We start from the raw sequence: 12,856 nt of genomic DNA, 5'->3' as shown, positions 1-12,856 counted from the left end.
CTCGCGTCCTCGCGTTACAGGCCGTCTGCCTTGGGCTTGTAGGCTTTCAGAGTGTCAGAGATCGAGGCTTCCTCCAGCGCCTCCGCCACACCCCGTTCCATGACCGTGCGGGGCGGCGGCGTCGCTCGCACCCAGTCCAACGCCCACTCCGTCGTCGTCGAGCCCGGTGCGCCCGGCGAGGACGAGCTCGCCCACATCCCCTCCGCGGCGTTCTTCGACGTCGACAACACCCTCATGCACGGCGCCTCCACGTACTACCTCGCCCGCGCGCTGGCCCGCCACGGCGTCCTCTCCGGGCGCGACATCCTCGGCTTCGCGTGGAAGCAGGCCCGCTTCAAGTTCCAGGGCGTCGAGCACCACGGGCACATCTCGCAGATCAAGTCGTCGGCGCTCGAACTCGTCGCCGGGTTCCCCGTGGACGAGATGCGCGCTCTGTGCGAGGAGGTCGTGGACCGCGACATCTCCCCGCGCATCCTCGCGCCCGTGCGGCGCCTCGCCGAACGCCACCTCGAAGCCGAGCAGGAGGTCTGGCTCGTGACCGCCAGCCCCGTCGAGCTCGCCGGGGTGCTCGCCACGCGGCTGGGCCTGACCGGCGCGCTCGGGACGATCGCCGAGATCGAGAACGGCTGCTACACCGGCCGCCTCGTCGGCGACCTCATGCACGGCCCCGCGAAGGCCGAGGGCATCGCCCAGCTCGCGGCCGAGCGCGGCCTCGACCTGGCCATGTGCACCGCCTACTCCGACTCGGCGAACGACCTGCCGATGCTGCGGAAAGTCGGCCGCGCCATCGCCGTCAACCCGGACACGCGGCTCGCCCGCCAGGCCCGCCACCACGGCTGGCCGGTCCTCGACTACCGGCGCGGCCGCCGCGCCGCGAAGCTCGCGCTGCCCGCCGCCACGGCCGCGGGCGTCGGCGCGGGCCTGCTGTACCTGTACAAGTCCCGCGAACGCGACTAGGGGCGCGATTGGACGGCGCGCAGCGGTTCGCACTCGCCGGGACGGCGGTGCTCGCGCTCGCCTGGCTCGCGTGGCCCTCCCCCGACCGGCCCGAGGCCGCTTCCCTGCCCGCTCCCGTGCCGACGGTGTGGCAGACGTGGGACGCCGAACCGGTCGACTGGCCCGGCACGACCGCTGACGGCCGGGCGTGGACCCCGCTGAAGGTCCTCGACGACGGCCAGGCGCTCGCCACCGACGGGGCCGGGAGCCTGCTCTATGTGGAGCTCACCGAGGACGGCGACGCTGTCGCGACGCCGCTGGCCGAGCCCGGGGCCGTCCCCGGGGTCGTGGCCGCGGCGGCCACCGACGAGCGGCTCGCGTGGATCACGTCGGTCCCTGACGCGCAGGGCCGCGTCGCCTCCGAGCTGTGGACCGCGCCGCGCGGCGAGGACGGGAAACCCGGCGAGGCCTCACTGCTGACGGCCGACACCGGGGACGTCATCGCGTCCGGTTCGGCCTACGACCTCCAGTTCGCGGCCGAGGGACTCCACTGGCTCGCCACGGCCCGCTCCGAGACGCTCGTGACCGAGCACCGGTCGATCCCCGTCGAGGGCGGCGAGGTCGCGGTGACCGGCCACCTTGGCGCGTGGCAGGCGGCCGCGTGGCCGTGGCTCGCCAGCGCCGGGTCCGATTCGCTGGGCGGGGCGCAGCTGGTGCGCACCGACACCGGTGCGGGCGTGAAGGTCTTCTCCGGCGCGGAGGAGCTGACGCTGTGCTCGGCGACGTGGTGCCGGCTGATCGTGAACGCCGAGGACGGGGCGCGCACCGACCTCGTCCGTCCAGACGGGACCGGAAGGGTCACCGTCGCGGAGGGGTTCACCTCCGCGGTGTCCCCCGATGTGGGACTGATCGACCGGTTCGAGCCGCTCGCCGAACGGGCGGTCGCCGCGGGCGACGCGACGGAGGTGACGCTGTTCGACCTCGAAGCGGGAGAGGCGTTCCTGGTCGCGTCCAGTGCGGGAGCGACAGGTGCCGATGCGCGGCGCCTGTGGTGGTCGACGGGCACGGGCGAGCTCCTGGTGTGGCACGTGCTCGACCTCACGGACCTGGCTTAATGCGAGGCGTTCCCGCGCCCGGCGCGGGTAACGTCGGTTCCGTGACCACACCGCACAGCGCCGGGACCGGGCCGGCCCGCCCGCAGATCATGGGGATCCTCAACATCACCCCCGACTCGTTCTCCGACGGCGGGCGCTACCTCGACTTCACTGATGCGGTCGCGCACGGCGAGCAGATGGCGGCCGACGGCGCCGACCTCATCGACGTGGGCGGCGAGTCGACGCGGCCGGGCGCGGATCGGGTGGACGCGGCGACCGAGACCGCGCGGGTGGTCGACGTGATCGCGGCGCTCGCCGAACGGGGCCTTGCGGTCTCGATCGACACGACCCGCGCGGCGGTCGCGGCGGCGGCGATCGGGGCGGGCGCGAGCGTCGTCAACGACGTGTCGGGCGGGCTCGCGGACCCGGACATGGCGCGGGTCGTCGCGGACACGGGCGTGCGGTGGGTGCTCATGCACTGGCGCGGGCACTCGGCTGACATGCAGCAGCTCGCGAAGTACGAGAACGTGGTCGCGGACGTGAAGGCCGAGCTGGAGGACCGGGCCGAGGCGGCACTGGACAACGGCGTGGAGCGGGACAAGTTGATCCTGGACCCGGGGCTGGGGTTCGCGAAGACCGCGGAGCACAACTGGAAGCTGTCGGCGCACCTGGACGAGTTCGTGGCGCTGGGGTACCCGGTGCTGTTCGGGTCGTCGCGGAAGTCGTACCTGGGGCGGCTCCTGGGCGACGAGAGCGGGAAGCCGCGGCCGGTGGGGCAGCGGGAGGCCGCGACGCTGGCGACGTCGGTGCTGGCGTTCGAGGCGGGCGCGTGGGGCGTGCGGGTCCACGACGTGGCCGGGACGGCGGACGCGCGCGCGGTGTGGGAGGCGACCCGGGCGGGCCGTTAGACGGCTCCGCGCGTCTCGTCTCGGAAGTTGGAACGGTTGTTGCCGATTCCGGTGACACACCCGTAGCATTTCGCTCGTACTTCATCCAGAGCAGCCGAGGGGTCCGGCCCTGCGACGCTGCGGCAACCACCGGCACGCCTAACGGCGTTGCGGCAGGTGCCAAATCCGGCCCGCCACGAGCGGGAAAGATGAGGGAGGAGCCTTCTCGCATGTCCAATGCTCTCTTTGAAGACAGCCCCGCCAAGGGCCTGGTCTGCCGCAACTGCAACGCCACCTACGACCTGGTCGCCCAGCACGCCTGTTGGCAGTGTTTCGGGCCGCTCGAAGTGGACTACGACCTCGACGAGCTGGCGAAGGTGACGCGGGAGCAGATCGAGGCGGGCCCGCAGAACATCTGGCGGTACGCGCCGCTGCTGCCGGTCGGCGTCCACCCCGAGGACCGGGTGAGCCTGAACCCGGGCCTGACCCCGCTCATCGACGCGAAGCACCTGGCGAAGGCCCTCGGCATGAGGAAGCTGTGGGTCAAGGACGACAGCGCGAATCCGACCCACTCGTTCAAGGACCGGGTCGTGTCGACCGCGGTGTCGGCGGCCGTGAAGCTCGGGTTCGACCGGTTCGCGTGCGCGTCCACGGGGAACCTCGCGAACTCGGTGGCGGCGCACGCGGCGCGCGCGGGCGTCCCGTCGATCGTGTTCATCCCCTCGGACCTGGAGCCGGGGAAGGTCGTGCAGTCGGCGATCTACGGCGGCACGCTCGTGGCCGTGCAGGGCTCGTACGACGACGTGAACCGGCTGTGCTCGGAGCTGACCGAGACCGACGACTTCGAGTCGACGGCGTTCGTCAACGTGAACATCCGCCCGTACTACGCGGAGGGCTCGAAGACCCTCGGGTACGAGGTGGCCGAGCAGCTCGGGTGGCGGCTGCCGGAGCAGGTCGTGGTGCCGATGGCCTCGGGCGAGCTGCTGACCAAGATCCACAAGGCGTTCGAGGAGTCCGCGGAGATCGGCCTGACGGCCCCGGGGAAGGTCCGGGTGTTCGGGGCGCAGTCGGCCGGGTGCAGCCCGATCGCCGACGCGTTCAGCGCGGGCACCGACGTGATCACGCCCGTGAAGCCCACGGGGATCGCGAAGAGCCTCAACATCGGCGACCCGGCGGCTGGGCCGTACGCGATCGAGGCGTGCCGCTCGACGGGCGGCGGGATGGCGAAGGTCTCCGACGACGAGATCCGCGAAGGAGTGAAGCTTCTCGCCGCGACCACCGGCGTGTTCGCTGAAACGGCCGGCGGGGTCGTCGTCGCTACGCTCCGTAAGCTTCTGGAGGCGGGGAGCCTCGACCCGGAGGCCGAGACCGTCATCTACAACACCGGTGAGGGACTGAAGACACTGGACGCGGTGTCGTCCCTGGTGGGGCCGACGCATACTGTGAAGCCGTCGCTGAAAGCGGCGAAGGACGCGGGGATTCTAGTTTCCTGAGTGGAGTGAGGAGTTCGGAATCCGTGCTCGTAAAACGCTTTCCGAACTCCTGAAATTATCACTCTCAGTGACCGATGTGAAGTGAAGTGTCGGGTACCCGACAAAAACAAGAGAAGTTCGGGTCTTGACCGTATTCACTGAATGAGCAAGAATTCTTCTTGCGGGAGGCCGCAGACGTCCTGTCGCCACTCACCCGGTTGACTGCGAGTCCTGGGGCTAGAACGTGTCGAGCAGCGCCAGCCGGTGTCAGGAACTGCGGTCTCCCGACCAAGCCCCCGGTGTTCGCATTCCCGGTTCCCTGCTCCCCCAAACCTTTTCGCCTTGAGCCGCGGCTATCCGCTTGCCCCCGTCGCACCCCTCTGCCAGGCTCAGGCCATGACGCATTTCGACATCGTCCCGGTGGACCCCTCGAACCACGCGCTCGTCGAGTCCTGGCTCGCCACGCACCAGGCCGTGGAGGCCCACGACTTCCAGGGACTGCGCCCGCAGCACCCGCTGCGGCGGCTGACCTCCCTCGTCGTCGCCGGCCGGGACCAGCGCGACGAGTTCTGGGCGGCCGTCTGCGACGGGGTGGTCCTCGGCAGTCTGCGCCTGTCCCTCTCGGACCGCGACAACACCCACCTCGCCATGTTCTCCCTCAGCGTGCACCCCGACCACCGCGGCCGCGGGGTCGCCACGGCGCTGCTGCGGCACGCCGAGGAGCGCGCCGCCGAAGACGGGCGGACCACGATCTCCAGCTGGCTCGACGAGCCGAGCGAGGCGTCGCCGCTGGTCCGCGGCGACGGCGGGCCGTTCCTGGTCCACAAGGGCTACCAGCGGTCGCTTCAGGGCCTCGTGCGCCGCTGCGACCTCGACGCGGTCGACGAGGAGGCCCTTGAGCGGCTGTGGCGCGAGGCGCGCGAGCGGTCGGCGGACTTCGAGGTGATCGCCTACGAGAACACCGCGCCCGACGACCTCGTCGACGGGGTCGCGTACATGCAGGCCCGCATGTACACCGACATGCCGCTGGGCGACTGGGACCTCCAGGAGGCCGTGATCGACCGCGGCCACGTGCGCGAGACGGAGCGCCTCCAGCGACTCAAGGGCGACCTGCGCCTCCACGTCGTCGTGCGGCACAAGGAGAGCGGTGAGATCGCCGGGCACACCGAGATCCTCGTCGAGGGCGGCGAGGAGGAGCACTGCACGCAGGGCGACACGATCGTCGACCCGCGCTTCCGCGGCCACCGGCTCGGCCTCGTCCTCAAGATCGCCAACCAGCGGCGCGTGCGCGAATGGCGCCCGCGGATGCGCTACGTGTGGACCGGGAACGCGGAGTCGAACTCGCACATGATCGCCATCAACGAAGCGGTCGGATACCGCCTCGCGGGCCGCGACGCCGTTTATCAGAAGAAGCTGAGCCAGAAGAAGCTCGGTTAGGAAGCGCGCCTAGCGGATCAGGTCCTCGTGCATCGCGCGGCGCTTCGCGTGGAGTTCGGCGATCCGCTCGCGGGCGGCCTCGTCCCCTCCGCGGGCGGCGTCGCGCAGCGCGTGGATCTCGTCCTCCAGGTCGAGGCCGCGGCGGTTGAGCTCGAACAGCGTGCCGCCGACCTCCGGCTCGGGGGTCTCGCGGATGATCCTGGCCCCTTCGGCGGTGACGCCGAACGGGGCCAGTCGTGCTGCGTCGAGTTTGAACGCGCGGCGGTGGCCGGCGACCTTGTCCATGCGGTCCGAGCCCTCGCTCTGCATGTGGGACAGGCCGGTGTGGGCGTAGAGCCACCACATGGTCTCGCCGTCGAGGTGGCGCACGTTGTAGTTCCACGGGGCGAGGACCTGCGCGAGCGTGCGGTGGTTGTTGCGGTAGACCGTGCCCGGGTCCGAGGCGTGCTCCAGGAGGCTCAGTCCGATCGAGGGGCTGTGGTGGTAGGCGCGGTGCCCGGCGGCCTTCGACGGGACCCAGTTGCAGCCCAGGACGGGAGAGAGGATCGCGGGCGCCTTGTTGCCCGCGGCGAGGTACGCGGCGGCCTCCGCGTGGAGCCGGCCGGTGAGGTCGCGGTGGATCGCGTCGTCGTCGTCGAGGCGGGTGGTGAGGACCCAGCCCCGCTTGCGGGCCTTGGCCTCCGCGCGGACCCAGGCCGCGAGGTCGGGCACGAAGTCGCGCTTGAGCTCGGTCTCGGCGATCCGGATCCAGGGTCGGCCCTCGGCCATGCCGTCGAGGCGCTTGCGGGCCTCGGGCGGCATGTCGCGGTCGACCCCGATCACCCAGACGAAGTCGCGGTCGGCCTGGGCGTCGAGCGAGGCGAGCGTCAGGTGCTCCATCATGAGCTGCCGGTAGGCGAACCACTGCTCGTCGAACACGCCGATCCCGTGGCGGGTGGCGATGACGTGCAGGAACTCCTTGGACCGCGGGGCGGCGCGGCGCAGGCGGCGCTTGATCGAAGCCGGGACGAGAGGCGACAGGCGCATGGGCTCACTTCCTCTGGGCGGGAGCGTGACTATGCCGTGAGAACGCCCCGGGGCCGTGGCCGGTTGCTTGCCCCCGGGTGAACTGTCCACGAACAGCGGACGTCAGGCGGCGAGGCGGCGGCGCCACCACTCCAGGGTCTCGGCCAGCGCGGTGTCGGTGTCGGTCGGCTTGTCGCCGAACGTGTCGGTGAAGTCCTGCGACTCCATGACGTACGGCCCGTCCCACTGGTGGCGGGTCTCGGCCATGCCCTTCATCGCGGGCGCGGCGATGCCGACGACGTGGATGAGGAACCACCAGGGCATCCTGCCGACGCGGACGGGGCCGCGGCCGAGGAGGCGGGCCATGGCGTCGATCATCTCGCGCTGGGAGGCGGCCGGGGCGGTGGGGACGTGCCAGGGGCGGCCCCAGGCGCGGTCGTCGCCGCCGAGGCGGATGAGGGCGCGGGCGACGTCGGGGATGTAGGTGAAGGAGTGGGGCGCGTCGGGGTCGCCGAGGACGCTGACGCCCTTGCCTTCGACGACGGGGCGGACGATGCGCTCGCCGAGCATGGCGTCGGCGAGGGCGCCGGGGCCGAAGTAGTCGGAGCCGCGGGCCTCGGTGAAGCGGAGGTCGCCGCTGTCGTGGAGGGCCATGGCGTCGTTCCACATCTTGATGCGGATCTGGCCCTTGTGGCCGGGGGACTTGAGCGGGGTGCGCTCGGTCATGGGGGCGGTGACGGGGCCGTAGACGTACAGGTTGCCGGTGTTGACGAGGCCGGCGCCGTGGGCTTTGGCGGCGGCGAGGATCGCGGCGAACATGGGCGGCCACTCGTCGGCCCACTGGTGGTACCCGGCGGGGTTGGCGCAGTTGTAGATGACGTCGGCACCCTTGGTGGCGGCGGTGAGGGCGGCGGCGTCGCGGGCGTCGACCTTGACGTGCTCGATGCCGGGCTGCGAGGGCCCGCCGGAGCGGCTGAGGACGCGCACGCGCTCGCCGCGCTCGGCGAGGAGGCCCGCGACGGTGGAGCCGATCTGGCCTTTGCCGAGGATGACGTGGTCGGTCATTGGGAGATCCCTTCTCACATTCGAGAGCAGTGCTCTCTGTTGAGATCAACGATCGCACACTCCTGCCGGAAATGCAAGAGCAGTGCTCTCGAATTTTGACGGGTGCTCTCGCTGTGCCGCTCGCAGACGCGACGGACGGCCGCACCGAGCCGGTGCGGCCGTCCGTCCTCGGGTCGCTATCCCTCGCGGTTCTGGGCGTAGTTCTCCAGGTACTCCAGCTGCTCGGGGTCGAGGCTGGGCCGGACCCGCTCCATGGCCTGCTCGACGTGACCGGCGGTGACGATGCTCGCGTCGAGGGACTCGCGCATGGCCGTGAGGGCGGCCTCCCGGACGAGGGCGGCGCAGTCGGCGGCGGAGTAGAGCCACAGCTCGTCGGCGACGGCGTCGAGGTCGACGTCCTCGGCGAAGGGCACGTTCTTCGCGTTGGCGCGCAAGATGTCCGCGCGCCCGCGCGCGTCGGGCGGCGGCACGTAGACGAGGCGCTCCAGGCGGCCGGGGCGCAGGAGCGCCGGGTCGATCATGTCGGGGCGGTTGGTGGCGCCGACGACCACGACGTCGCGCAGGGCCTCGGCGCCGTCGAGCTCGGTGAGGAGCGCGGCGACCACGCGGTCGGCGGTGCCGCCGTCGGTCCCGGCCCCGCGGACCGGCGCGAGGGCGTCGAGCTCGTCGAAGAACATGAGGGTGGGGCTGGCCTGGCGGGCGCGGCGGAAGAGCTCGCGCACGTTCTTCTCGGACTCGCCGACCCACTTGTTCAGCAGCTCGGACCCCTTGACGCTCATGACGTTCGCATGGCCTTCGCCTGCGACCGCGCGCACGATGTAGGTCTTCCCGCAGCCGGGCGGGCCGTACAGGAGGATGCCGCGCGGGGCCTCGATGCCCAGGCGCGTGAACGCGTCCGGGTACGTGAGGGGCCACAGGACGGTCTCGGTGAGGGTCTGCTTCAGGTCCTCCATGCCGCCGACGTCGGCGAGGGTGAGCCCGCCGAGCTCGACCGAGTCCCCGGCGAGGCTGGTGGGCCGCACCGATTCGAGGGCGCCGTCGAAGTCGGCGATCTGAAGCGCGGTGGCCCCGCCGTCCTTGGCGCGCAGGGCGGCCCGCACCCCGGCCTCGCGGACCATGACCGCGAGGTCGGAGGCGACGTAGCCGGGGGCGCGGTGGGCGACCGCTTCGAGCTTGACGTCCTCGGCCACCTTCATCGAGCGGGTGAAGTACACGAGGAGGTCGCGGCGGGCCTCGGCGTCGGGCATGGGCACGACGACCTCGTGCTCCAGACGCGAGCGCAGTGTCGGGTCCACATCCTCGACGCGCGCGGTCGTGCAGACCACGGCGTGCTCGCCCGGCTCGGCGAGGACCTCCTCGACGAGGCGGGCGAACATGGTGCCCAACGGCGTCCGGCGCCCGGCGGGCGCGAGGTGCTCGACGCCGCGGACGAGCAGCACCCCGGGGACCGCGAGCGCGGCGACGGCCGAGCGGAGCCGGTCGGCCGCGGCGTTCGCCTCCAGGGCCGCGAGGTCGGAGCCGGAGACCTCGCTGACGCGCGCGCCGACCGCCTCGGCGACCGAGCGGACGACCGTGGCCTTCCCGGCGCCCGACGGGCCCGAGACGAGCACGCCCAGGGCCATGTCGGTGCCGACGACCTTGAGGACTTCGCGGTGGTTGAAGCCCAGGTCGAGGAGTTCGCGCAGCTCCTCGGCGGGGATCTTCGCGCCCGCGAGCTCGTCGTACGGGATCGGGGCGACGCCCGGGACGGCTTGCGGCGCAGGCGTATTCGACAGCGGCGCCTGCGACTCGGTGCGCGGCCGGGCCGCGCTCGCGGTGCCGCCGTAGGAGGCCGGCATGCGTTCGCCGGGGGTGCGGCCGGCGGGCAGCGGCAGGTCCGAGGGGAGGTCCGCCGCGGCGCGCGTGGCGCCGACCCACTCGACCCGGGTGTCGGAGGTGATCATCGCGCCGCGGGCCGGGTCGGCCTCGACCACGTTGAGCACCATGGTGGTCCAGCCCATGCCGAGAGTGTTGTTGAGCGTGCGGCGGGTCGCGGTGACCGCGTCGCGCGCGGAGGAGCCGAGCTCGATCGGCAGCAGCGACACGTCGTCGCCCTCGCACACGACCTTCGACAGCAGCGCGAGCCGCAGCGTGTCCGGGTCGACCACGGCGACCGCGGACGCCGGGCCCGACAGGACCACCCGGTCGGCGGCGGTGAGGGCGACCGGCGCGAGGCGCACGGGGTCGCCGTCGCGGGCGCCGATGTTGCCGAGCGTCAGGTCGTCGGCGTAGAGGGCGCGGCGGGACGCGTACCGGTCGGCTTCGAGGGCGATCGCGGCGGTCGTGCGCCTCCCGGTGATCCCGACGGCGTCGCCGGGGCGCAGGCCCAGGGCGGTGAGGGCCTCGGGGTGGAGGCGGACGATGCCGCGCCGCGCGTCGAGCGCGGCGCGGGCGCGGGTGGCGGTCAGAGTGAGGGTACCGGCGGTGGTCACGCGGCCCAGCCTATTACGGCCCGGCGCCGATCGGCGACGCTCGCCTCCGGCCCCCGAGGTCGGGGGTGTCGGTTCACGGACGCCCCGGCTTCAAAGGTGCCAGCGGGGTGCGACAGCGGAGCACGGCTGCGGTGTGCGGCGGCCGACCGGCCCGGCCGCCGGGTCGCCGCCCGGCACGGGGTGCGGTCGGCGGGCGCGGGCCCTGGGCCCGTGCCCGCCCGGGGGGCTACGAAGGGCCGCCGCGTTCCCGCTGGCGGGCTCCGCCTGGACCCGTGCCCGCCCGGGGGCTACTCCTCGGCGGGGGTGAGGTCCATGCGGTAGACCGTGGCGCCGTCCTCGACGAGGATCGCGACCGCGGCCCCCTGGTCGGCGAACTCGCGCCACCGCTCGCCCAGCCACGACTCCGCGTCGCCCTGGCTGCCCAGGTCGCTGTCGGGGGTTTCGATGGCGTTGCCGTCGGCGTCTTCGAGCTTCCAGGTCCAAGTCATGGGGCAACAGTACGCGATCGGGCGGTGCGCCGGTTCCGTGAATCCGCTCGGGTTTGTAGCAGTCGGGGCGCTCACCAGTCCCAGCGGTCGTTCACCGGGGCGGTCACCGGGGTGCGCTCGACCTGCACCGGCTCCTCCGCGCGGCGGCGGGGCCCGAAGGCCGCGCCGAGCGCGAACAGCGTCCACAAGGGCAGGAGTCCGAGCCACAGCCACGCCGGGGACACCGGCATCGGCGCGAGCGTCACCACCCCGCGGTCGATCGCGTCGAGCACCGCGATCCCGCCCACGATCACCGTGAACCCGCCGAGGAACCGCACCCCCGACCGGAACCACGACCGCCCCGCCAGCAGCCACCCGCCGCCCCACAGCGCCACCGCGAGCGCCTCGTAGTCGGCGCGGCCCGACCAGACGGCGAGCACGAACAGCAGCGCCCCGCAGCCGGTCGCGATGGCCGAGAACGTCATCGCCCCGGCCCGCGGCGGGTTCGGCGACCGCGCGGCGCCGAGCCACCCCGCGCCCGCGAGGAACAGCAGCACCGCGGCGAACGCCACGGCCGTCTGGAATTCGAGCCGGTCGGTGAACCGCGCCCCGAGCCAGTCGCAGGTCGCCGACAGGTCACCCGAGTCCCCGAGCCCGCACTCCCACACCTTCAAGGTGCGCAGCGGGTCTCCGGCGATGCGCGCGACGTCGCCGCCGCAGGCGGGGAGCACCGAGGGGGTGGTGCGGTGCGTCCCGGACTCGTCGAAGCAGGTGGCGGCGCCGGTGCCGTCCCACCACACGTCGAGGCGGTTGCGGTGCTTCGCGCCGTCCTCGCGGAAGCCGTAGACGTTGCCGCTGAACGTGTTCCGGTCCCCGCCGAGCCCCGCCTCCTGGCCCGGCCGGCCCCAGGCGGCGACGCCCGCGGTCTGCTGGTTCCAGATCCGGTTCTCGGCGACGGCGGTGCCGGTGCCGTTCGCGACGAGGACGCCGACCCCGACGGGGTAGGTGCGGTCGGGGCACAGGACCCCGCCGGTCCAGTCGCGCTGCGCCGCATCGGCCTCGCAGGCGGCGGTGCCGAGGAGGCTGTAGTGGTCGGCGTTGTTGCCGTAGACGACGTTGTCGCTGACGTCGATCTCGGCGGCGGGCCCGGAGTCGGCGATGACGAGCCCGGTCGTGTTGCCGTGCAGGCGGTTCCCGACGGCGCTGGCGGTGGTGTCGGTGCCGCGGATCTCGATCCCCGCGGCGTTCCCGGTGGCCTCGCAGCCGATGACGTGGGCGCTGGAGTTCTCGATGAGGACCCCGGCGGTGTCGGCGGCCTCGGCGCGGCAGTCGCGGACCTCGACGCCGGAGGAGTCGGCGACGTGGAGGCCTGCGCCGTCGCTCTGGAACGCGCCGACCTCGTCGAGCATCGCGCTTTCGACGGCGGTGAGCCGCAGGGCGGCGCCGCGGGCCTGGCCGAAGGCGACGCCTTTGATGTAGAGGCCGGAGGCGGCGTGTGCGGTGAGGACGGCGTCGGCGGCGAAGTGCGCGGAGACCTGCACGTCGTCGGGGCTGTCGCCGACGCCCTCGATCTGGAGGCCGGCGGTCTCGACGACGATCGTGGCGTCGACGGTGTAGTGGCCGGGGAGGATCTGGATGCGCGCGTCGGGTTCCGCGGCGGCGATGGCGGCGGGCAGGTCGCGGTAGCCGTCGGCGAGGCAGTCCTCCTGGAGGCGCTCGTTGGCGATGCGCTCGCTGTAGGCGACGCCTTCGTTGCGCTCGGCGAAGTCCTCGGCGTCGTCGGTGCACACGAGGAGGAGGGGGCCGTCCTCGCGGTAGGCGGGCGCGTCGGGCTCGGGGACCGCGGGGAACGGGTCGGGCTCGGCGAGGCGCGACTCGGTGGCGGTGCCGCCGACGTAGCAGGTGAAGACGAGCACGGCGAGCACGCCGGTCATGAACGCCAGCGCGGCGAGGCGCCGATCGGAGCGGTGCGGGCGGGGTGCGGGGGACACGTGCAAAGGTTAGCCCGCGTCGCACACGGTG

At 72.7% G+C, this 12,856-nt stretch carries 10 protein-coding genes and 1 riboswitch; of the genes, 5 read left to right on the top strand and 5 right to left on the bottom strand.

Annotated features, from left to right (window positions below; translation table 11 throughout):
• The first annotated feature begins 51 nt into the window (after positions 1 to 51).
• From B0I28_RS07495 to B0I28_RS07475, 5 genes are all read left to right on the top strand, one after another.
• Positions 52 to 957: an HAD family hydrolase gene (locus B0I28_RS07495; protein WP_219926612.1), complete on the top strand. Its 906-nt coding sequence runs from the start codon at positions 52 to 54 to the stop codon at positions 955 to 957.
• A gap of 8 nt (positions 958 to 965) precedes the next feature.
• Positions 966 to 2,051, top strand: coding sequence for a hypothetical protein (locus B0I28_RS07490; protein ID WP_106363156.1), 1,086 nt, complete (start codon positions 966 to 968; stop codon positions 2,049 to 2,051).
• An 89-nt stretch (positions 2,052 to 2,140) separates the two neighbouring features.
• The gene (gene folP, locus B0I28_RS07485; RefSeq protein ID WP_106363433.1) at positions 2,141 to 2,938 is read left to right on the top strand and encodes a dihydropteroate synthase; all 798 of its coding nucleotides are present in this window, start codon (positions 2,141 to 2,143) and stop codon (positions 2,936 to 2,938) included.
• Between the two features lie 78 nt (positions 2,939 to 3,016).
• Positions 3,017 to 3,133, top strand: a riboswitch (SAM riboswitch).
• A 14-nt stretch (positions 3,134 to 3,147) separates the two neighbouring features.
• The gene (thrC, locus tag B0I28_RS07480) at positions 3,148 to 4,410 is read left to right on the top strand and encodes a threonine synthase (RefSeq protein WP_106363155.1); all 1,263 of its coding nucleotides are present in this window, start codon (positions 3,148 to 3,150) and stop codon (positions 4,408 to 4,410) included.
• A gap of 375 nt (positions 4,411 to 4,785) precedes the next feature.
• A complete protein-coding gene (locus tag B0I28_RS07475) occupies positions 4,786 to 5,826 on the top strand; it encodes a GNAT family N-acetyltransferase (protein WP_106363154.1) in 1,041 nt (346 codons plus the stop codon).
• Positions 5,827 to 5,835: 9 nt separating this feature from the next.
• Here the strand turns inward: B0I28_RS07475 and B0I28_RS07470 are convergent, their stop codons facing one another.
• The 5 genes from B0I28_RS07470 to B0I28_RS07450 form a co-directional block, all read right to left on the bottom strand.
• Positions 5,836 to 6,852, bottom strand: coding sequence for a glycosyltransferase (locus tag B0I28_RS07470; RefSeq protein ID WP_106363153.1), 1,017 nt, complete (start codon positions 6,850 to 6,852; stop codon positions 5,836 to 5,838).
• A gap of 102 nt (positions 6,853 to 6,954) precedes the next feature.
• On the bottom strand, positions 6,955 to 7,896 hold the full coding sequence (locus tag B0I28_RS07465; protein WP_106363152.1) for an NAD-dependent epimerase/dehydratase family protein: 942 nt from the start codon (positions 7,894 to 7,896) through the stop codon (positions 6,955 to 6,957).
• 176 nt (positions 7,897 to 8,072) lie between these two features.
• Positions 8,073 to 10,367, bottom strand: a complete 2,295-nt coding sequence (locus tag B0I28_RS07460) for an AAA family ATPase (RefSeq protein WP_106363151.1) — start codon at positions 10,365 to 10,367, stop codon at positions 8,073 to 8,075.
• 287 nt (positions 10,368 to 10,654) lie between these two features.
• A complete protein-coding gene (locus B0I28_RS07455) occupies positions 10,655 to 10,855 on the bottom strand; it encodes a hypothetical protein (RefSeq protein ID WP_106363150.1) in 201 nt (66 codons plus the stop codon).
• Between the two features lie 71 nt (positions 10,856 to 10,926).
• Positions 10,927 to 12,825 carry a right-handed parallel beta-helix repeat-containing protein gene (locus B0I28_RS07450; protein ID WP_146148003.1) on the bottom strand — a complete coding sequence of 633 codons (1,899 nt, stop codon included), beginning with the start codon at positions 12,823 to 12,825 and terminating at the stop codon, positions 10,927 to 10,929.
• Positions 12,826 to 12,856 lie beyond the last annotated feature (31 nt).

Source organism: Glycomyces artemisiae (genome assembly GCF_003002955.1).
In the GTDB taxonomy this organism is placed as follows: domain Bacteria; phylum Actinomycetota; class Actinomycetes; order Mycobacteriales; family Micromonosporaceae; genus Glycomyces; species Glycomyces artemisiae.
This window is presented reverse-complemented; position numbering and strand designations above follow the sequence as displayed.